Annotated in this window: 19 protein-coding genes; 16 read left to right on the top strand and 3 right to left on the bottom strand. The window is 36.8% G+C overall.

Annotated elements, in window-relative coordinates:
* Positions 1-108 precede the first annotated feature (108 nt).
* From gcl to arcC, 16 genes are all read left to right on the top strand, one after another.
* Complete coding sequence (gene gcl / locus BMW37_RS08400) at positions 109-1,893, top strand: glyoxylate carboligase (RefSeq protein WP_093319639.1); 1,785 nt, start codon at positions 109-111, stop codon at positions 1,891-1,893.
* A 68-nt stretch (positions 1,894-1,961) separates the two neighbouring features.
* Entirely contained in the window at positions 1,962-2,732 is a 771-nt protein-coding gene (gene hyi / locus BMW37_RS08395) for a hydroxypyruvate isomerase (RefSeq protein WP_093319636.1), read from the top strand.
* A 33-nt stretch (positions 2,733-2,765) separates the two neighbouring features.
* Positions 2,766-3,647 carry a 2-hydroxy-3-oxopropionate reductase gene (gene glxR, locus BMW37_RS08390; RefSeq protein WP_093319633.1) on the top strand — a complete coding sequence of 294 codons (882 nt, stop codon included), beginning with the start codon at positions 2,766-2,768 and terminating at the stop codon, positions 3,645-3,647.
* A gap of 115 nt (positions 3,648-3,762) precedes the next feature.
* Entirely contained in the window at positions 3,763-5,040 is a 1,278-nt protein-coding gene (locus BMW37_RS08385; RefSeq protein WP_093319631.1) for a glycerate kinase type-2 family protein, read from the top strand.
* A gap of 8 nt (positions 5,041-5,048) precedes the next feature.
* A complete protein-coding gene (locus BMW37_RS08380) occupies positions 5,049-5,534 on the top strand; it encodes an ureidoglycolate lyase (RefSeq protein WP_093319628.1) in 486 nt (161 codons plus the stop codon).
* 43 nt (positions 5,535-5,577) lie between these two features.
* A complete protein-coding gene (locus BMW37_RS08375) occupies positions 5,578-6,408 on the top strand; it encodes a bifunctional allantoicase/(S)-ureidoglycine aminohydrolase (protein WP_093319626.1) in 831 nt (276 codons plus the stop codon).
* Between the two features lie 15 nt (positions 6,409-6,423).
* A complete protein-coding gene (gene allD, locus BMW37_RS08370; RefSeq protein ID WP_093319623.1) occupies positions 6,424-7,473 on the top strand; it encodes an ureidoglycolate dehydrogenase in 1,050 nt (349 codons plus the stop codon).
* A 316-nt stretch (positions 7,474-7,789) separates the two neighbouring features.
* Entirely contained in the window at positions 7,790-9,256 is a 1,467-nt protein-coding gene (locus BMW37_RS08365) for an allantoin transporter (protein ID WP_093319621.1), read from the top strand.
* 145 nt (positions 9,257-9,401) lie between these two features.
* Entirely contained in the window at positions 9,402-10,763 is a 1,362-nt protein-coding gene (gene allB / locus BMW37_RS08360; RefSeq protein ID WP_093319618.1) for an allantoinase AllB, read from the top strand.
* Positions 10,764-10,844: 81 nt separating this feature from the next.
* Entirely contained in the window at positions 10,845-12,032 is a 1,188-nt protein-coding gene (locus tag BMW37_RS08355; RefSeq protein ID WP_093319615.1) for an oxamate carbamoyltransferase subunit AllH family protein, read from the top strand.
* Between the two features lie 78 nt (positions 12,033-12,110).
* Positions 12,111-13,643, top strand: coding sequence for an AllF/FdrA family protein (locus tag BMW37_RS08350; protein WP_093319613.1), 1,533 nt, complete (start codon positions 12,111-12,113; stop codon positions 13,641-13,643).
* A 12-nt stretch (positions 13,644-13,655) separates the two neighbouring features.
* On the top strand, positions 13,656-15,074 hold the full coding sequence (locus BMW37_RS08345) for a YlbE family protein (RefSeq protein WP_093319610.1): 1,419 nt from the start codon (positions 13,656-13,658) through the stop codon (positions 15,072-15,074).
* A complete protein-coding gene (locus tag BMW37_RS08340; RefSeq protein WP_093319607.1) occupies positions 15,071-16,663 on the top strand; it encodes an L-lactate permease in 1,593 nt (530 codons plus the stop codon). Before BMW37_RS08345 ends, BMW37_RS08340 begins: the two co-directional genes overlap by 4 nt.
* A gap of 25 nt (positions 16,664-16,688) precedes the next feature.
* A complete protein-coding gene (locus BMW37_RS15105) occupies positions 16,689-16,862 on the top strand; it encodes a hypothetical protein (protein WP_177168622.1) in 174 nt (57 codons plus the stop codon).
* Between the two features lie 139 nt (positions 16,863-17,001).
* Positions 17,002-17,805, top strand: coding sequence for an IclR family transcriptional regulator domain-containing protein (locus BMW37_RS08335; protein WP_093319605.1), 804 nt, complete (start codon positions 17,002-17,004; stop codon positions 17,803-17,805).
* A 159-nt stretch (positions 17,806-17,964) separates the two neighbouring features.
* The gene (gene arcC / locus BMW37_RS08330; RefSeq protein WP_093319686.1) at positions 17,965-18,924 is read left to right on the top strand and encodes a carbamate kinase; all 960 of its coding nucleotides are present in this window, start codon (positions 17,965-17,967) and stop codon (positions 18,922-18,924) included.
* Positions 18,925-18,978: 54 nt separating this feature from the next.
* Here the strand turns inward: arcC and BMW37_RS08325 are convergent, their stop codons facing one another.
* The 3 genes from BMW37_RS08325 to hspQ all read right to left on the bottom strand — a co-directional run bounded on the left by BMW37_RS08325 (position 18,979) and on the right by hspQ (position 22,656).
* On the bottom strand, positions 18,979-21,027 hold the full coding sequence (locus BMW37_RS08325; RefSeq protein ID WP_093319602.1) for an exoribonuclease II: 2,049 nt from the start codon (positions 21,025-21,027) through the stop codon (positions 18,979-18,981).
* Between the two features lie 183 nt (positions 21,028-21,210).
* Positions 21,211-21,999, bottom strand: a complete 789-nt coding sequence (gene fabI, locus BMW37_RS08320; protein ID WP_093319600.1) for an enoyl-ACP reductase FabI — start codon at positions 21,997-21,999, stop codon at positions 21,211-21,213.
* A 339-nt stretch (positions 22,000-22,338) separates the two neighbouring features.
* Positions 22,339-22,656: a heat shock protein HspQ gene (hspQ, locus tag BMW37_RS08315; RefSeq protein WP_093319597.1), complete on the bottom strand. Its 318-nt coding sequence runs from the start codon at positions 22,654-22,656 to the stop codon at positions 22,339-22,341.
* Positions 22,657-22,692: the final 36 nt, after the last annotated feature.

Genomic DNA, 22,692 nt, shown 5'->3' with positions numbered 1-22,692 from the left:
ACATGCTTTAATCCAGGTCTAGCTTTTGAAATGGCTTAAAATTTTAGATATAGAATAAGTGAATAATTTTAATTACATGCAACTATCAAATCAATTTTGGAGGTTCGAATGGCAAAGATGCGTGCCGTAGATGCAGCAGTATTAGTGATGAAAAAAGAAGGCGTTGAAACAGTTTTTGGTGTACCTGGCGCAGCAATCAATCCGCTCTATAGTGCTATGAAAAAAGAAGGTGGTATTGAACATATATTAGCAAGGCATGTGGAAGGTGCATCGCATATGGCGGATGGATATGCGAGAACTGCATTGGATAGAATAGGGGTGTGTATTGGGACATCAGGACCAGCTGGAACAGATATGATTACTGGGCTTTATGCTGCAGTAGCAGATTCAATTCCAATTTTATGTATTACAGGCCAAGCACCTGTTGCTAAATTACATAAAGAAGATTTTCAAGCAGTAGATATCGAATCAATTGCTAAACCGTTAGCTAAATGGGCGGTTACGGTCAGGGAGCCTGGCTTAGTGCCGAGGGTTTTTCAGCAAGCTTTTCATTTAATGCGTTCAGGTAGACGGGGACCTGTTTTGATTGATTTGCCAATCGATGTTCAAATGGCTGAAATTGAATTTGATATCGATACATACGAACCATTACCGGTTTATCGACCTGCAGCAAGCACTAAACAACTTGAAAAAGTGATGCAAATGATAAGTGAAGCTAAAAAGCCAGTTATTATTGCTGGTGGCGGTGTTATCAATGCAGAAGCCTCAAAAGAATTAGTTGAGTTTGCTGAATTAATGAATATTCCCGTTATACCCACACTAATGGGATGGGGATCGATTCCAGATGATCATCCACTCATGATTGGAATGGTCGGATTACAAACTGCTCACCGCTATGGCAATGCAAGTTTCCTAGAATCAGACCTTGTCGTTGGTATTGGTAATAGATGGGCTAATAGACATACTGGCTCAATTCCAGTCTATACAAAAGATCGTAAATTTATTCACATTGATATCGAGCCTACACAAATTGGGCGTGTATTCAATCCGGATTTAGGAATCGCTTCTGATGCAAAGGCGGCATTAACTGGATTAGTTGCTTTAGCGAAAAGTGCTAAAAGTACATCAGGTGATCGTAAAGATTGGGTTAAAGAGTGTTTTGATCGTAAACATGATATTGAAATGCAACGTAAAACGCATTTTGATAATACGCCAATCAAACCACAGCGTGTATATGAGGAAATGAATCGCGCATTTGGGCAAGAGGCTTGCTATGTCACAACAATTGGACTTTCACAAATTGCGGGTGCTCAATTTTTAAATGTTTATAAACCAAGACATTGGATAAATGCAGCTCAAGCAGGACCGTTAGGATGGACTTTACCTGCCGCGTTAGGAGTAGCTAAAGGTTATGATGGACTTGTTGTTGGATTATCAGGAGACTACGATTTCCAATTCATGATTGAAGAACTAGCCGTCGGCGCTCAATTCAAAATTCCATACATACACGTTTTAGTTAATAACAGTTATTTAGGTTTGATTAGACAATCTCAACGTGCATTCGATATGGATTTCTGCGTGCAATTAGCATTTGATAATATCAATAATCCTGATATCGAGGGTTACGGTGTAGATCATAAGGCCGTTGTTGAGGGATTAGGGTGTAAAGCAATTAGAGTCACGGACCCAAATCAAATTGGTAAGGCATTAGAAGATGCTAAAGTACTGATGAATAAATATAAAGTGCCAGTAGTTGTTGAAGTTATCTTAGAAAGAGTGACTAATATTTCCATGGGTGGGGAAATCAATAACATTAACGAATTTGAAGAATTAGCAAAAAATTACTCAGATGCGCCTATGTCTATGGCAGCAATTAACGCATCTAAAAAATAACTTTACTATCGGTCAGTTAAAATTTTTATCTGACCTAAGCATCATTGATTATATTCAACGGAGGATAAATGGCTAAGTTTTGTGCAAATTTAACAATGTTATTCAATGAAGTGGATTTTTTAGCAAGATTTGAAAAAGCTAAACTCGCTGGTTTTAAAGGTGTTGAATATCTTTTTCCCTATGATTTCGATAAAAATCAACTCGCTGATTTGTTACAAACTCATCAGTTAGAACAAGTTCTTCATAATCTACCTGCAGGTGATTGGGGTAAAGGAGAGAGGGGGATTGCTATATTGCCGGAGAGAGTAAATGAATTCCAAGACGGAGTCGGTAAAGCAATCGAGTATGCAACAGCTTTAAATTGCAAGCAGGTTAATGTGTTAGTCGGTATTGCCCCTGAAGGAATTGCAATGGGCATGCTTCAAAAAACGTTAATCAGCAATTTAAGATTTGCCGCAAAAGAATTAAAGCAAGCTGGTATTAAATTACTTATGGAGCCAATCAATTACTTTGATATTCCAGGTTTTTTTGTAAACAGAACTCAACAAGCAGTCGATATTTTAGAAGAGGTTGGTAGCGATAATCTTTATATCCAATATGATATTTATCATATGCAAAGAATGGAAGGAGAGTTGGTTAATACCATCAAACAAAATTTATCAAAAATTGCGCACATCCAACTTGCTGATAATCCTGGCAGAAACGAACCAGGTACAGGTGAAATTAACTATCCATTCTTATTTAAAGCGATTGATGAAATGGGCTATACCGGTTGGATTGGTGCAGAATATAAACCTCTTACGACAACTGAAGCTGGACTATCTTGGTTAACTGTTTAATCCGTAGTTATAACGAATTGTAAGGAGCTCAAAATGAATATAGGATTTATTGGATTGGGAATTATGGGTGCACCAATGGCACTGAATTTAATTAATGCAGGACACTCTTTATTTCTCAATACTCGAGGAAATGTCAATCCAGAGTTGACAAATAAAGGTGGAGTGGTTTGTGCTACTGCAAAAGAGGTTGCTCAGAAGTCAGATATTATTATCACAATGGTACCAAATACGTCCGATGTTGAAACCGTATTGTTTAGTCATGATGGCGTAGCGGCTGGGCTTTCTAAAGGAAAATTAGTGATTGATATGAGTTCAATCTCTCCAATAGATACTAAAACATTTGCACAAAAAATATCAGATCTCGGATGCGATTATCTAGATGCCCCAGTATCAGGAGGGGAAGTGGGTGCTAAAGCGGGTACGTTATCTATTATGGTAGGTGGACCTCAAAATGCATTTGATAGAGCTAAACCATTATTTGAAGCAATGGGGAAAAATATTACATTGGTAGGTGGGAATGGGGATGGCCAAACCGCTAAAGTTGCCAACCAAATCATTGTTGCACTTAATATTGAAGCTTGCGCAGAAGCGCTACTCTTTGCTGCAAAAGCAGGTGCTGATCCTGCAAAAGTCAGGGAGGCTTTAATGGGTGGATTTGCTTCTTCAAAAGTATTAGAAGTGCATGCTGAGAGAATGATTAAACGAACATTTAACCCTGGTTTTAGAGTAGAGCTGCATCAGAAAGATCTTAGTATTGCGTTAGATACAGCAAAAAAATTAGGTTTGTCGTTACCGAATACTGCAACAGCTCAAGAATTATTAAATAGCTGTGCAGCGCATGGTGGCAGTGGTTGGGATCATTCCTCTATTGTTAAAGCGTTAGAATTTATGGCTAATTTCGAAATTAAGTCATAATGTAACCTTACTTTTCAATCAGTTGAGTAACGGTTAATTGTTTCTTAACTGGTTGAGAAAGTTTTGCCTGAACTAAATTGTGTAACCCAAAATGATCATGCTAGTTGGAGTAATTATGGAAAAATTAAAGGCTCGCACATTATTAACAAAACTATTTTTGTGCGCCGTTCAATCGGCTCAGCCAATTAACTGCATAAAACCTTTTATTAATAAATTACCTAATGCAACTAAAGGACGGGTGATAGTGATTGGTGCAGGCAAAGCTTCCGCTGCAATGGCACAAGCCTTTGAAGAGCTCTACCCGCATAAAATTGATGCAAGTTTGGTTGTCACTCGCTATGGTTATGAAGCTGAATGCAAGCGTATTAAAATTGTTTCTGCAAGTCATCCTGTACCTGATGAAAACGGAATAGCGGCAAGTAAGAAAATGCTTAAATTAGTTTCTAATTTAACAGCAGATGATGTGGTGATCTGTCTAATTTCAGGAGGCGGCTCGGCACTTTTACCTCTGCCATTAAATGGCATTACACTTGAAGAAAAGCAGGATATCAGTCGACAGTTATTAAGTTCTGGTGCAACTATTAGTGAAATGAATTGTGTACGACGTCACTTATCAAAAATTAAAGGCGGTCGTCTTGCTGTCGCATGCTACCCTGCCCAAGTTTATACACTCGCTATTTCAGATGTGCCTGGTGACAATGAAATGGATATTGCATCAGGTCCCACAGTGAGTGATAACACAACAACTGAAGATGCAAATCTCATTTTAAAACGTTACAAAATAGTGCTGAGTGAATCTGTCAAAGCTGCATTAGCAACTCAAGAAGCTGAAAGTATTAAAAGTAGTGATGAAAGGATAAAAACAAGTATTTATCACTTGATTGCCACACCTAGAATGGCTTTGCAACATGCAGCTGACGTTGCACGAGATGCGGGTGTGGCTCCATTGATTCTTGGTGATAGTTTAGAAGGAGAAGCATCTGATTTAGGCACCATGCTAGCAGGTATTGCTTTATCAGCTGCAAATTATGGTGATCCGATTAAACCTCCGTGCGTCATTCTATCTGGAGGGGAAACGTCAGTTACTTTGAAAGGTAATGGTCGGGGAGGGCGGAATGTAGAATGTTTACTTTCAATGGCGCTAGTCTTACAAGGTAAAGCAAATATCTATGCACTTGCTGCAGATACTGATGGAGTAGATGGCCAAGAAGAAGTAGCCGGTGCCATTATCACACCTGATACCCTATTAAGATCTTGGGAACTTGGCATTAATCCAAGAACAGAATTAGACAATAATAATGGACATGGTTTCTTTGAGGCACTTTCTGATCAAGTCATTACGGGACCTACGAGAACGAATGTAAATGATTTTCGAGCAATACTTATTCTTTGAGGTGAGATATGCAGATTAAAAAAGCAAGACCTTTGACAAAAGATGATTTTATCGCATACGGAGATGTTATTGAATTTGAAGGTAATGATTTTTTTCATATCAATGATGGACAATGCGAGCGTTACCATAATATTGCCCATGTTGATGTCAGAAATGAGCAAACACCAAGCATTAGCTTAGTACGTTCAAAACCAGTGCAACTTCCTGTTGTGATAGATATGATGGAAAGACATCCTCATGCGAGTCAAGCGTTTATCCCAATTCATAATCGTAGATTTTTGGTAGCAGTTGCAAAAGCGGGCGAAGAAGTCGATCCTAATAAGATTGAATTATTTGTGACAAATGGAAAACAGGGGGTTAATTATCATGCTGGTGTGTGGCATTTCCCCATCCTTGCACTTGATGATATCACAGATATGTTAGTTGTCGATCGAGCTGGAAGTGATAATTGCGATGTCATCGATTTAAAAGAAGCGTTCAAACTCGATGTATAAACTATTTTTGCAGCTTCATACTATTTTTAATTAGGGAGTATTTATGTCAAATGATAAAAATTATTTCGTTTTAAAAGGTGGCAATCCACCACAAACTCAAATAACAACCACCAGAGCAGTATTTACGAATGCCTACGCAGTATTACCTAAAGGGACAATGATGGATATTGTCACCAGCTTTTTACCTTTTTGGGAAAAAACTCGTTTATGGATTATCGCTCGCCCATTATCAGGTTTTGCTGAAACATTTTCGCATTATATTATGGAAGTGCAACCTGGAGGCGGCAGTGACAAACCAGAATTAGACAAAGAGGCACAAACTGCTTTATTTGTTGTAGATGGTGAAATTACGGTTAATTTTGAAGGCAAAGATCATATTGCATCCAAGGGGGATTTTATTTATCTACCCGCTGGTGCTAAATGGACGCTTAAGAATAATGGTGCAGGTATTGCTAACTTCCATTGGTGGCGTAAGGCATATGAAAAAATTGAAGGCATTGATTACCCAGATCCAATTTTTGTTAACGATGCAGATTTACCAGCTAATGAAATGGTAGGGACAGAAGGTAGGTGGGCTACAACTCGTTTTATGGATCCGAATGATATTCGCCATGATATGCATATTACCATCGTGACTTTAAAACCTGGCGCTGTGATTCCATTCCCAGAAACACATGTAATGGAGCATGGACTTTATGTTATAGAAGGAAAAGGAAATTATCTATTAAATCAAGATTGGGTTGAGGTTGAGGCAGGTGACTATATGTGGTTAAGAGCATTCTGCCCACAAGCTTGTTATGCCGGAGGGCCTTCTGATTTTAGGTATTTATTATATAAAGATGTTAATCGCCACGCTAAATTAAGCTTTCGTTAAATTTTAGGAGAAACTATGCGTCTTACCAAAGCTGAACTACATCAATTGATGTCAAACAAATTAAATAAAGCTGGTCTTACCCGGGAGCATGCTGATATGGTTGCGGATGTACTCACCTACTCTGATGCAAGAGGGCTTCATTCTCATGGTGCAATGCGAGTGGAATATTATGCAGAGCGAATTAACAAAGGTGGCACTAACTGTAATCCTACCTTTAAATTCGAGGAGACTGGTCCTTGTACTGGCGTATTTGATGGTGATAATGCAGCGGGCCATGTCGTCGCGAATTTAGCAATGGATGAAGCCATTAAAATGGCTAAAAAGAATGGTGCTGCCATTATAGGGATACGTCGTTTAGGACATAGTGGAGATCTTTCGTACTATGTTAGAAAAGCAGCAGAATCTGGATTAATAGGGATCTCCATGTGCCAATCAGATCCTATGGTTGTACCATATGGTGGAACGGAACGTTATTATGGAACGAACCCTATTGGTTTTGGTATTCCAGGTAAATATGGCGATCATATTGTTTTTGATATGGGAACGACAGTTGGAGTATGGGGACGTATTTTACATGCCAGATCAAAAAATACTGAAATACCAGAGGGATGGGCTGTCGATGCCGAAGGGCGTGAAACAACAGATCCGCATAAAGTCCATGCATTGCTTGCCATTGCAGGTGCTAAAGGATATGGGCTTGGAATGGTAATTGATATTCTCTCTGGCATATTAGTTGGGCAACCACATGGTAAACATGTTAGTTCAATGTATCATGATTTGACAGCAGGAAGAGAGCTCGGTCAATTACATATTGTTTTCGATCCAGCAAGATTTGGCGCATTTGAGTTATTTACACAAGGCATTGCGGACACAATTAAAGAGATAAATGCAATGAAACCAGCACCAGGTTTTGATCAAGTAATGGTTCCAGGCCAATCTAGTGCAAAACGTGTTGCTGCTTATGAAAAAGACGGAATTGAAATTGTAGATGATATTTATGAATATTTAAAATCAGATATTATTCATCATAATCGTTATGATAATAAGAGCCCTTTTGCTAATTAAAATAATTATTCATTAGGGATTTGTTAATAATAAATCCCTAATAATTAAATTAAGTAAATTTTATATTTTTAATTAGGTATATTTTTAAATTAAATATTTTTTAATTAAATGTATTTTTAATATATTTAATTTGCTATTTGCTATTTGCTATTTGCTATTTGCTATTTGCTATTTGCTATTTATTTGTGAAGATTTTATATGTTATATATTTTCTGGTTGGTGTTAATGTGAGTTAATAATGATTTTTTGTTTTAGTGTAAATCATTAATACTTACTAATCCAAATTAATTGTTTCTCTGACTAATAGGAGATTTACATGACTGAAATAAGAAATAAACAAATTGAGCTATATAAAAGTCGTGGATATAGTGATGATTTATTACCTAAGACAAAAGATCAACAAAATTGGAAAACATTTAATTATTTTACTTTATGGATGGGGTCAGTTCATAATGTTCCAAATTACGTTGCAGTAGGCGGGTTTTTAGCATTAGGATTCTCAACATTTACTGTCATGACTGCGATATCGGTTAGTGCATTTTTTATCGCGGGAATGCTTGTTCTTAATGGCATTGCGGGAACAAAATATGGCATCCCAGGTACGATGTTATTAAGAGCTTCTTACGGTATAAGAGGAGCATTAGTCCCAGGTATTTTAAGAGGTGGGATTGCTGCAATTATGTGGTTTGGCTTACAAAACTACGCAGGCTCTTTAGCATTGCTAATTTTGATTGCTAAAATATGGCCAGCATTTTTGGACATAGGCTCAGGTGCAACTATAATAGGATTACCTGTACCTAATATGATTTGTTTTTTACTCTTTTGGGCTGTTAATGTTTTAATAGGACTAGGCGGTGGTGGCGTGTTAAATAAATTCACCGCAATATTAAATCCTTTGATTTATGTTGTATTTGGTGGGATGGCTATTTGGGCTATCTATCTTGCGGGTATGGGTAATATTTTAAGTTATAAGCCTCAAACAGCAGCAACTGGGGGAAGCTTTTTTCTGTACTTTGTCGTAATCAATTCGATTGTATCTGTTTGGGCTGCACCTGCAGTAACCGCTTCTGATTTTACTCAAAGTTCAAACTCAATTAAAGGTCAAGCGGTTGGACAAACTGTCGGTTTATTGGTGGGGTATATCTTATTTGCAGTAGCAAGTGTATGTATTCTTGCAGGTGCAAGTATTCATTATGGGATGGACACTTGGAATGTGCTAGATATTATCCAGAAATGGGATAGTGTTTTCGCTTCAGTATTTGCAGGACTTGTCATTTTAATGACAACAATTTCAACTAATGCGACAGGTAATATCATCCCAGCAGGATTCCAAATAGCTGCACTAGCACCGAGAAAGCTCAACTATAAAACAGGTGTTATTATCGCCAGTATTATTAGTGTTATCATTTGTCCTTGGAAATTAATGGAAAATCAAAATAGTATTTACCTATTTCTCGATATTATAGGTGGAATGCTTGGGCCTGTATTCGGTGTGATGATTGCTCACTATTTCTTTGTCATCAGAGGAAATTTAGATCTAGACACGCTCTATACAAAAGATGGTGATTATCAATATTATTCAGGTGGCTTTAATACTAACGCCTTTATCGCAACATTAATTGCAGTCGTATTCTCTTTAAGTGGTAAATTCATTCCATTTATGGAAAACTTATCTCGAGTTTCTTGGTTTGTTGGGGTGTTAGTTGCATTCTTTATTTATATATTATTGCAAATGAGAACTAAGGAAATTATTGAAGAATCTATTTCTGATACCACAGCATAATAAATATATTTTATGAGTTTAATTTGATAAGGTTATTATTGTAAATAAGTAAGTTGTAGTTATTATTTTCTGAAGGTAATTAGATATTGTTTTATTTAATAAAATATATCAAATTATGATTAATTAATTTAATGAGGAGCATTATATGTCATACGATATAATTATTAAAAATGGTAAAGTTGTTTTAGAAAATGAAGCTGTTGTGACTGATATTGCAATTAAAGATGGAAAAATAGTGGCTATTGGACAAAATTTAACGGGTGCTAAGAATGAAATTGATGCAACTGGCCATGTGGTTGTTCCAGGCATGGTTGATCCACATATGCATATTTCTGAACCAGGTAGAACGGAATGGGAAGGGTATAAAACAGCAGGGCGCGCCGCAGCAAAAGGTGGCGTAACCACATTAATTGAGATGCCATTAAATCAATTACCCGCGACGGTTGACAAAGAGTCATTAGCCGTTAAGTTTGATGCTGCAAAAAATAAATTGACAGTGGATATCGCGATTATTGGAGGGCTAGTTAATTACAACGTAGATCGTTTAAATGAACTAGAAGAAGGTGGTGTGGTTGCTTACAAGTGCTTTGTTGCAACATGTGGTGATAGATCAATCAGTAATGATTTTCGCGATGTGAATGACTATGAATTTTTTAAAGGTGTTTCACAAATCGCTAAGTTTAATAGTTTTATTGCTGTACATGCAGAAAATGCACTCATCTGTGATGGGTTAGGTGCTGAGGCAGTTAATGAAGGTAGAGTCACAGCACATGACTATGTCGCTTCTCGTCCAGTATTCACAGAAGTTGAAGCAATCCGACGCGTACTCTATCTTGCAAAGCAGGCAAATTGTAGTATCCATATTTGTCATGTAAGTAGCCCTGAAGGTGTTGCTGAAGTGACTCGTGCAAGACAGGCAGGTCAAGATGCAACTTGTGAATCTTGCCCACATTATTTCACGATAACGACGAATCAATTTGCTCAAATTGGTACGTTAGCTAAATGTTCACCGCCTTTGAGAGATGAAGATAATCAGGAAAGATTGTGGGAAAAATTATTGAATGGAGAAATTGATTTCTTAGGTTCAGATCACTCGCCTTGTATACCAAGTATGAAAGACGGCAATATTATGCAGGCATGGGGAGGCATCGCAGGTATTCAAAACTGTATGGATATGATGTTTGATGAGGCCGTTCAAAAACGGGGTATGCCACTTGAGCAATTTGCAAAAATTATGGCTACGAATGCCGCAGATAGATTTGGGCTTAAACATAAAGGACGCATTGCTATCGGAAAAGATGCTGATATCGTTTTAATTAAACCAAATTCTAGCTATGTACTTAAAAATGAAGATCTTGAATATCGTCATAAAGTGAGTCCATATGTAAATAGAACCATCAATGCACAAATTGCTAAAACAGTTCGTCGCGGTGAAGTGGTTTATGATATTGCAACGGGTGTGGCAGAAACATCAAATGGCCAATTCATTCTTAAACATAGTCAATAAAATGATTTAGTGAAGTGTGGTTAATTGTTTTATCCACTTCACTTATTGCTTAAATTATCTTAATTCTGGAGTACGAATTTAATGCAGATTATGGATTATAGCGCTTACCTTTTATTGAGTGACTATGAACATTACGAGCAAGGGTTGGAATGTAAAGTAATCGCATGCTTTTCTAAAGCGATTTACTGTGCTGATGTCAATCAACTCGATAACATAATCTGCTTTACTCCACAATGGGTTACATTAGGACCTTTGTCAATTAGAGTGTACCAGTGGGAAGTTTTATTTGACTATATGAATTTATTGATGAGAACCAGTCAGTATTTTGTTCTGCGTATAGTTAAAGAGAATTTAATGATTGATAATTTGGAGCTAAGTTTAGAAAAAAATCGGCATAGAGCTAAGTTAATAAATACTGCGACAAGGATTGGTTGTGTCGATTTTCTTTCACTCAACCCTATATTATTTAGTCAATGCGGTTCATTTAGCGAAAAATATAGTGCGGCCCTAAAAGGTTTTCTAAACTCAGACTTTTCTTTAGTCCAGAAAATATATTCAACCGGTTTAGGTATGATTTTACCTTGGATTCTATCTACGAACCGCAATCTAGTTGAATTATTCTTTCAATTAGATAAAAAAAGAAAATCGAGCACTGGGTATGTATCTCATTTAGCGCGTATGAGTAGTAAACGAGCTTTATCATCTAGCACATTAAAAAACAAGGGGCAATTTTTACTTTCTAACCTTGGATTTGAAGAGCAAAAATTGTTATTTGACCATAAGACACATTTTATAAAAGATGTGTTAACTGCAATACATTTAATCCATCTGGGACTTATCAAGAATGAATATGAAAGTATAAGCAGGGGTGTAAAACAGTTAATTGGCTTTGGTGATGGGTTAACGCCTTCAGGAGATGATTTTCTAGTTGGGCTAATCATATCGTTTAAGTATTTTAAACATAAAAGATTGCATTCATTACTTAAGCGGGCAATTGTAGGTCATTGGAAGAATACACATAAAATTAGTCGGGCATTTTTGAAAGCTGCTATTGATGGGTTTGTCTCGGAGCCTTTAGCTAACTCACTTGACAGTCTTTATCAATTTATCACAATTGATAAGCACAACCAGAAAGTTACAAATGATTTGATTCACTCAATAAAACACCTATTCACAATAGGGCATAGTTCAGGGATAGATGCGTTAACAGGGCTTGTTTTTGGGGTAGGGATACTGACTCAACAGACAAGATGTTCATCAAAAATCTAATTATAGCTAATCAAAAAATTCAGTAGATTATTTTAAAAGCTAATTTGTTTTATCTATTAACATTAAAGAGGAACAGACATGTCTATTGTCAAATCGATAGTACTTCCGGATACATATAGAGATTCGGTTTTTTTAATGAAGTTATCCGTCCAAGCGCGTGATGCAAGTGGCGCTGAACAGATATCGGCGATGATGGCCACAGAACGCAATAAAGATTTGTATCAAAGCTCAGGTTTGCTGACTACTGAAATTAGCCAAGCAAAGCCTGATGATCTTGCAATTGCAGTTAAAGCTCCTGAAGATTTAATTGATGCAGCACTTAATATAGTTAAACAAATGCTTGAAGCTGCACCTAAAAAACAGGGCCAAGCTGGACGTGATATTCCTAAAACAATAAAAGAAGCCCTTGATGAATTTGAGGGGAAAACAACTGTTTTGATTAGTAGTGCAGGAGATTATGCTGCTTATGAAGCTGCTCAAGCGGTAACTTATGGATGCGATGTGGTATTGTATAGCGATAATATCTCCCTTGAAAATGAACGGCTGCTTAAAGAACTTGCTAAGAAAAAAGGATGCTTAGTGATGGGGCCAGATTGTGGAACGGCTATCATAGAAGGAATACCGTTCGCATTTGCTAATAAAGTTTCAAAAGGTATAGTTGGGGTAATTGGCGCATCGGGAACGGGTTTACAAGAAGTTACTTGTTTACTTGATAGGTTAGGGGTTGGCATTAGCCAAGCCTACGGTACAGGTGGGCGCGATTTAAAAGATGAGATTGGTGGAATCACAGCAATAAGTGCTTTTGAAAGATTGATTGCTGATGACACGACTAAAATCATTGGCATATTAGGCAAGCCACCTGGCGCTAAAACAAGAGCAAAATTGATTGAACTTGCCAAGCGTTCTCCTAAAAAAGTTGCAGTCCATTTTTTAGGTGCGGATAATTATGATGAAGAGAAAGCTGCTAATATTCCTTATGCAAATGATTTAACAGAATTTAGCTGTTTATTGGCTGAGCTGGCAAATCCCTCTCTCGATACAAAAGCATTTTTCAAAGCATTACCTAACTTAGTTACGGTAAAAGGAAAATATATAAGGGGACTATTTAGTGGTGGCACGTTATGTCAAGAGTCTGCGGAAATAGCCGGTAAAATCATCGGCAAAGAACTCTATTCAAATTTAAAAGTTCAGGGTTTTGGGTACGTTAATGCATCTATGCAGAGTAAAGGTAATTGTTTTTGGGATTTTGGAGAAGATGAATTTACCGTCGGTAGACCACATCCTATGATGGCACCAGAACTTAGAATGGATCATTTAGTTCAAGCTTTAGTCGATCCTGAAGTTGGGGTGGTCATAGCTGATTTAGTGATTGGTTATGGCGCTGCTGAAGGTCAAGCTCAGACATTTGTCCAAGCCGTTAAGCGTGCTGAAACTAAATCTGATGGCAAAAGTAAAAATACCCTAATCGCAGTATCTGTTTGTGGTACAGAACTCGACTCTCCAAGTAGAACTGCAGTTAAGCAAATTCTAGAGCAGGCAGGTGTAATGGTGTTCGAGAGCAATGCTCTGGCAGCTAAATGGGCATGTTCAGTTATCGCGAATAATAATTAAGGATAGCATGTTATGACAAATCAAAATGTAATTAATTTAGGTGTCGATAGTTTTATTGATGCATTTGAACAAAATGATATTTCTCACATTAATTTAGACTGGAAGCCACCTGCCCAGGGTAATACTGAATTAATCAATATTCTGTTTCGTTTAGCTACTGAATTAGTAGATGAAACGGGTCAATCTTTAATTGATATTGCGAATCTTGAAGCATTTAATAAGATGAAGGCCGGACAGCCGGTTTTAAAAAGAGTGAGGCCTGCTCATGAATGCATCCCTAATATGACAAAAACATCAATATTTCATGCAGGGCCACCTATAGAATGGAGGGATATGTGTGGACCAATGCAAGGTGCTTATATTGGTGCAATTAAATATGAAGGATTAGCCAATACAGATGAAGAAGCGATTGCATTAATGGAAAGTGGCCAAATTACCTATGGTCCTAATCACTATAATAATTGTGTTGGTCCAATGACAGGTATGATCTCTTATTCTATGCCTTTGTTTGAGGTTATCAATGAAACCTATGGTAATAAAGCATATTGTACAATTAATGAAGGGATTGGCAAGGTAATGCGTTTTGGAGCAAATGGTCCTGAAGTCATAGAGCGTTTGCATTGGCTTGAAAAAGTATTAGCCCCAGCATTAGATAAAGCGCTTGTTGCATGTGGTGGCGTTAATCTTAAAAATATCATGTCACTTGCCTTAACGATGGGTGATGAAATGCACCAACGTAATGTAGCAGCAAGCTTATTATTTTATCGCCAAATAAGTGGTGAGTTAGCCAAAGTAACGCAAGGAGTGGAAGAGGCGCAAGCTATAGTGGAATTCATTGCCAAGAAAAATGATCAATTCTTTTTAAATTTAGCAATGGCAGCAACAAAATCAATTACTGATACTGTTAGAGATATTCCATATTGTACCGTATTAACAGCAATGAGTCGTAACGGCGTTAATTTTGGGATTAACGTCAGTAGCCTTGGGCCTGAATGGTTCACTGCCCCTTGTTTAAAACCAAATGCTCTTTATTTTCCAGGTTACAGCGAGGCAGATGCTAACCCAGATATGGGGGATTCAGCGATTGTTGAGTGTTATGGTATTGGCGGCATGGCGATGGGGGCTTCTCCTGCAGTGGTTCGGTTTGTTGGAGCAGAGAGTGTTTATGAGGCATTTAAATATACAGAACAAATGCAACAAATCACTGTTGGATTGAATAATGATTTACCCATACCTACAATGGATTTTGCAGGGGTAGGGCTTGGTATTGATATTCGTAAAGTTGTATCGACTGGATTGTTGCCTATTATTAATACTGGTGTAGCCCATAAACTTGCTGGAGTTGGTCAAGTTGGAGCGGGTATCGTTACACCACCAATGGATATTATGGTGGACGCTCTAAAAGCTTTTGCGGCAAGGTATCTTAAATGACCACGCCGGTAACCTTGATAACATGGTCAGCAGCAGTGCTGCCGATTATTTTGTTATTATTCTTATTAATCGTAAGAAAATGGGCGGTAGTTGATGCCGCCATCATTGGTGTTGTCACATCGATTGTGTCAGCACTATATGTGTTTCAATCCCCCTTATCTACGATTGGATATGAAATAACAAAAGGAGTTTGGAATAGTATTTCTATTATTGCTGTTATTATCCCTGCAATATTTTTATATGAATTAAGTTTTAGAACTAATGCTTATCAAGCTATACAAAATGCTTTAACACAATTGATCCCTGATAAATTGCTTCAGGTACTGGCGATTGGTTGGTGTTTCGCCAGTTTTTTGCAAGGCCCATCTGGATTCGGGGTGCCTATCGCAGTAACAGCTCCAATTTTAATAGGGATTGGTGTGAGACCACTTTGGGCAGTTTTAATACCGCTTGTTGGACATGCGTGGGCTGGGACATTTGGCACTTTGGCATTAGGCTGGCAAGCATTAGTACAACAAACTTTTTTAAGTTATGATATTGGTGCTTATAAAGAAGCAGCTTTGTGGACGAGTCTATTTACAGGGTTTACGGCTGCTATTGCAGGTTTTGTAATTGCTTATGTTTATGGAGGGTTCAGAGCAATAGTCCATGGTTTACCCGCTATAGTATTGATTGGCGGTGTGATATCAACTGGACAACTTATTACATCGCAATATTTCACTGCGTTAAGCGCGGTATTACCTACAACATTAGCGTTGGCTCTCATTTTTTTTATTGCTAGATTGCCTAGATATAAAAATACGAACATCACCTCTAAAATTTTAGACTCTTCAGTTGTTCAAAATAGAGAAATATCCACAAAATTGAGCTTTCATGAAGCATTATTACCTTACTATGTTTTAGTCGGTTTATCAGCAGTTGTTCTGGTTTTCACACCCTTAAACACATTTTTAGGTCAGTTTAAGATGAGCTTATCCTTTCCCTCTACAACGACTGGTTATGGTTATATTAACCCTGCAGTTGAGGAATACGGCTCAATCACATGGTTAACACATTCAGGTTTTTTCTTATTAATATCAGCATTAATGGCATTTAGCTACTATTTTATTAAAGGGCACTTAAGCGTGATTTCGATCTTGAATATGCTTAAAGCTACCATCGATAAATCAGTACCTCCAGCATTATCAATTATGCTACTTCTGATAATGAGCAAAGTTATGAACGGTAGTAATCAAGTGGGCGTGCTTGCTATGGGAGTTGCAGCAGTAACTGGAGGATATTATGCATTTTTCTCACCATTTGTTGGCACAATTGGTGCATTTATGTCTTCAAGTAATGTGAGTTCCAACATTCTATTAGCACAATTTCAAGAATCCATGGCTGAGATCACTGGTAATAACAAAGCAATATTTTTGGCAGCTCAAACAAGTGGCGGTGCAATAGGCACAATGATTTCCCCTTCTAATTTATTACTTGGCGTAACAACTGCTGGAATAGCCGGAAAAGAAGGTGAAATTATTAAAAAATTACTGCCTTTAATCATCAGTCTATTAATAATTATTGGGATTATTACGGCTATTATGGCTTAGTGGTAATTATTAGCAAAGAGGTTCTATGAGTGTAAGTAAACTAAATTGGGTAGGTATAAGGCGTTTAGTCGCTTTAATGATGCTAATTCTTGCTGCAGTTTGCCTTTATACAGAGATAGTTTGTGAGCAAATTGGATGGGGGGTATTTATATTATCTTTATGTTTAGGATTTACTCGTAAAATCTTGAAAGATACTTGAGTACTGATTTAATATATTCTTGATTTGAGTTGTATAGTATCACTATGAGTTATACACTTCTTTAGATTTAAATTAAAGATACTTATAAATAATTCGATTATAATTCCTTTATCCAGTATTTAGTGCCATAGGAGATACTATGAATAGCAGTAATAAGACGCAAGCTAGTAAAGCAAATGTTTCTCAAGTTCAGTCTTTATCAAGAGGATTGCAGCTTATAGAAGCTATCGCGTCTTCTAGGGATGGTTTGACATTAACTGAATTAGCTGTAAGAGTTAATTTACCAAACTCAACTACCCATAGATTACTAAAAACAGTTGAAAGCCATGGGTTTATTTTTCATGATTTGAGTAATGAGCGATGGCAAGTGAGTGGTAAATTATTTTCAATGGGAAGTACATTTGCACGGAGTCGAGATTTAATGCAAATAGCTACACCTGTAATGAAACAGCTAATGAATGAATCTGGAGAAACGGTTAATATGTGTGTTTTAGACACTGTTAAACTCGATGCTGTTATTGTAGGACAAGTTCAATGTCTTGAACTGATGCGTATGGTCTCTCCTATAGGTGCAAGATTACCGATTCATGCTTCTGGAGGAGGAAAAGTATTATTGTCTAACTATAGTAATTTAGAAATTGAACATTTATTTAAGAATGATAAATTATTTACTCAATATACTGAACATACGCTTGGGACACTTGCTAATTTGTTAGATGCTTTAGCTTTAGTTAGAGATAAGGGCTATGCCTATGATAATGAGGAGCATGCACTAGACTTGAGATGTATTGCTGCTCCAATTTCTGATGAGCATAATCAGATATTCGCTGCCGTTTCTGTTTCAGGCCCTAAAGCTAGAATGACAGATGAAAAAATTAATAAAATCATCATTCATGTAAAAAATGCTGCTCAAGAAATTAGTAGACGATATACCATGATTTAACGAATTTTTTTGCGGCTGCTTTTACGTTTTCTCTGCATTTGTGACACTGTCGCGTTTGTAATTATTATTCAGTAAAAATAAATTGTTAGACTGATTGACTCTAGCGAAAATTGTAAGTTAAATTGTATTTAAATTTAAGGATGCCATATGTCAAAAAAAATAAAAGAAACTGTTGTTGTTGCAATTGGTGGTAATAGCATCATTACAGATAATGATTCACAAAGTATTAGTCACCAGCTATCAGCAATCAAGCTCATGGTAAAGCCTATCGCTGATATTATTGAAGAGGGCTATAATGTGGTCTTAACACATGGAAATGGGCCGCAAGTAGGTTTAGAGCTCCAACGTTCCGAAATAGCTAATCAGCATAATCAGGTGCCATTGATGCCATTAGTAAATTGCGTGGCTAATACTCAAGGTGGGATCGGTTACCTTATTCAACAATGTTTGCAAAATGAATTGCGCTCTAGAAAAGTTCAAAGAAATGTTGTGACTGTATTAACACAAGTAGAGGTTGATAGTGCTGATCCTTCATTTAAAAAACCAAGCAAACCAATTGGTTCATTTTTTTCACTTGAAGAAAAAAATACTTTACAGCAGGAAAATCCTACTTGGTCATTTGTTGAAGATTCAGGAAGAGGGTATAGAAGAGTCGTTCCTTCACCTACTCCAATGAATATTGTTGAACTTAATACCATTATGCAATTAATTGAAAATCAAAATGTTGTTATTGCTATAGGAGGCGGTGGTATTCCTGTTGTATCAACTATTGAAAACGAGGTGAGTTTACTATCTGGTGTTGATGCTGTAATTGATAAAGATCTCTCTACTGAATTGCTAGCAAGAACATTAAATGCTGATATTTTATTGATTACTACAGGTGTTGAAAATGTGGCAGTAAACTTTGGCAAGCCTACACAGAAAAGCTTAGGTGAGGTAACAGTAAATGAAATTGAGGAATATAAAAAAGAAGGTCATTTTCCAGCAGGTAGTATGCTTCCTAAAATAGATGCAGCACTTTCATTTGTGCGCTCTGGTGGTCAACGAGCTATTATCACGTTACCAGAAAAATTATTACCAGCTCTCAGAAACGAAACAGGAACACATATAATCTCATAATCTTTTTAGATTAACCTGCATAAACAGTTAGTAAAAGTTTATGCAGGTGGGTTTTTACTTCATTTTAACAGTGTTGAATATAATTGAACGGCTTTCCTCTCGCACTTCTTGGATGACGACATCTATCACATCCCCGAGTGAATATACTTTGGTTGCCTTAATTTCAATATAACCATCATCGATGAAACTGACAATTTCATCCCGATTATCATGTAAAAATGTGTTAGGAATAAAACCAATAGCACCATTATCAACTAATTTAATACGCATCCCAGCACGATTAATATCTATCACTTCACCTTTAAATTGAGTCGAAGTGCCTGCAAAAGGTGCCAAAAATCTTGCATAGAGCCAATTTGCTATAAATCGCTCAGCTTGACGACTAGTTTTACGACAGGCCATCAGATGCTCACATAATGTATCTTCAATTTTTTCTGTTTCAGACTGGGTTAGAATTGCTTTAATTAATCTATGATTAATAATGTCACTATACTTTCTAATAGGAGAAGTCCAAGTCGCATATCCTTTAAATCCAAGCCCGAAATGAGGACCTGGAGTTGTACGAATTTCAGCGATTGATTGAAAGCGTCTTAAACGACTATCTATTAACTCGGTAGGTTCAGCAAGTAACCTACGCTTTAACTCACAAAAACCATCTAATGTCAGTAATCTCTCAGCCTCACAGCTGATTTCATAGTTTGTTAATGTTTTTACTGCCGACTCAATTTGTTCTTTATCAAATCCTTCATGAACGTTAAATAGCCCATAACCAATAGAGCTAGTCAGAAAATCAGCCGCGCAAAGATTAGCTGCTAACATAGATTCTTCAACCATTTTATTTGAGATGCGTCTATCTTCGATGACTATATCTGTAACGGTGCCTTCGTCTCCAAGTACGAAGCGATATTCTGGTTTTTCATTAAAGATAAGTGCATTTTTCTCTCTCCATGCTTGACGTCTTTTAGTGAAATCTGCAAGCAAACTGATTTGTTTTTGTAAAACTAAATTATCAGGCATCCAATCACCTTTCATTTCGAGGTAATCAGATATTTGAGTGTAACTAAGCTTATATTTTGATTCAATTAAAGCTGTAAAGAAATGGAATTTTTCAATACTACCTGATTGAGTAATTTTCATTTCACATGCTAATACTTTTCTATGTTCATTTGGTAATAATGAGCAATAATTATCTGCAAGCTCTCTTGGCAGCATAGGTACATTAAAACCTGGTAAGTAGTGCGTAAAACCTCTTTCTTTTGCAATTAAATCTAACTCTGAATCTTTAGTAATAAATTCTGTTGGGTTTGAAATTGCTACAGTTAAGATTAAATCCTCGCCCTCTGCTCGAATATTTAATGCATCATCCATATCAAATGTTGATTCACTGTCAATAGTGAAAAAACACATATCTGTCATATCAGGATAATTTGTAGAGGGCTCATTCCCTGCAATAGCTGATGATTCTGCTAAAAGTGTTTGTAGCTGTTCAGGTAAAACAGGCGCTGTTCTTGGCAAGTCTTGATCTGCGAGAGTAACCCACCATGGTGCAAGTGGATCTTCATTAAAGGTTATGAACTGAATAATTTCGGCAAAGAAAAATTGATTTTTTGCAGCTGGTTTTTGCGAAGCTGATGCCAATCCTAATGGGTGATTGGTTAATTTTGCTACAACCCAATCGCCATCTTTGAGTTGGTGCTGACTTGTTACTTCAATACCTTTGGCTATAAGTGCATTATGAAAATCGGTTTTACCTGATTCAGATAATCTTGCATTTATTGACTGATTAATTTGAGGATGGTCAGGTATGATTGCGAGGCGATTATTTTCAAAAACAACCCTGGCAATAAAACGGTCTAATGAAGGCGTAATTAAAGTTTCAATTTCGGCAAATTCTTTTCCATTTTCTGCTTTAAGAGTGACTGTAACTCTATCTCCATGCATAACTTTTTTCATTTGTGGAGGGGGAATGAAATGGCTAGTTTGAGCGTCAACTTCTAGAAATCCGTAGCCTTTAGCTGTACCTTTTACTAAACCTTCAATAACAGGTATTTCAACATGTAATTGTTGCTTTAATTGAGCGAGTAGGGGGTTGTTTTGGAACATAATAACCTAATTAAATTGAGTGAGAAAAATATGTGAATAGTTAAAAGGACATTTTTAATCGAAACTATATATTAAAATTTACTTTAATAATCAAAAAAACCGATAGTGTCATATACCCCCACTATCGGTCAAAGCATTGAGCTATTAAGATTAAAATCATTCAACCAAAAGTATTAATTTTGATTATTTCAGTTCAAGTTCATTCATTGCTGCAATACTAAACCCACCATCAACATGAACGATTTCACCAGTTATTCCACCTGCTAAATCTGAACATAAGAAAGCAGCTGAGTTTCCTACATCTTCAATAGTAACAACCCGGCGTATTGGTGTTACAGATTCACAATGAGCTAGCATTTTACGAAAATCTTTTATACCTGATGCAGCTAAGGTTCTAATAGGGCCGGCTGATATACCATTTACACGCACTCCTTCAGGGCCCATTGCATTTGCCATGTAGCGGACATTTGCTTCTAGTGATGCTTTAGCTAAACCCATAACGTTATAGTTAGGGATAGCTCGCTCAGCACCTAAATAAGTAAGGGTAAGAAGTGCAGAGTTTGGATTTAACATCGCTCTACATGCTTTTGCCATCGCAACAAAGCTGTATGAACTAATGTCATGAGCAATTTTAAATCCATCACGGGTAACGGCATTAACATAGTCACCATCTAATTGATCTGCAGGAGCAAAACCAATAGAGTGTACAAAGCCATCGAAAGTTGGCCAATGTGTTGCTAGATCAGTGAACATAGAGGTAATATTTTCATCATCGGCCACATCACAATGCAGAACAATTGAAGAACCGAATTCTTCCGCAAATCCCTCAACTCTGGCTTTAAGTTTGTCATTTTGGTAAGTAAAAGCAAGTTCCGCACCTTGGTCATGCATTGCTTTTGCTATTCCGTGCGCAATCGACAGCTTGCTTGCAAGACCAGTTATCAAAATTCTTTTACCTGTTAAAAATCCCATATGTACCTCAAGTTTTTGTTTTAGTGATAATTTAAGTTAGTCAACGTACTGAACTTAAATGCAAATATAATCTTGCACATTTAACCTTCTTAATCATGGGTTTTGTGCATTACCAATGATCTTTACTGCCAATATGTTTTTTCAAAAATAACACAAAAATAGATTGTGTGTTTACATGACTTTGTGTATTAATTTAACATATTTTGATATCTATCGCACCATTATTGTTTAATTTAACAAAATACGGAAATCTACTTCATTCAAATAATCTCACATACTTTGCCTGCTCAAAAGTTTTGAGCGGGCAAAGTATGTGAGATTATCATTCTCTATCCTAAGTTAGATTCGAGCTTTTAAATCGTTATACTGTTTATAAATAGAACGGCTAATATCGTTTAATCCTTCATCTGGTTCATCTTCACTAGATGAACGTTCACTAATTTGAGATTCAGCTAAATAAGTGTGAATATGCTTACCATTTTCATCTTGTAAAATAACATGATACCAAGGCTTTGTTAAGAATGACTCATGAACATCAAGTTCATCAAGGGTTGGTTGGGTTAGTGTATACTCAGCATCCACATCTATAACGACACCAGGATAACCGAGCATTCTATGCTGAACATGCTGTCCGATGTTAAATTGTGATTTCATCATATAAGCCTCCTTTTTAAGTAGGCTGAAAAATCCTTA

This window comes from Thorsellia anophelis DSM 18579 (assembly GCF_900111395.1).
Classification (GTDB): Bacteria; Pseudomonadota; Gammaproteobacteria; order Enterobacterales; family Thorselliaceae; genus Thorsellia; species Thorsellia anophelis.
The sequence above is the reverse complement of the archived record's forward strand: the minus strand, read 5'-3'. Positions and strand labels throughout refer to the sequence as shown.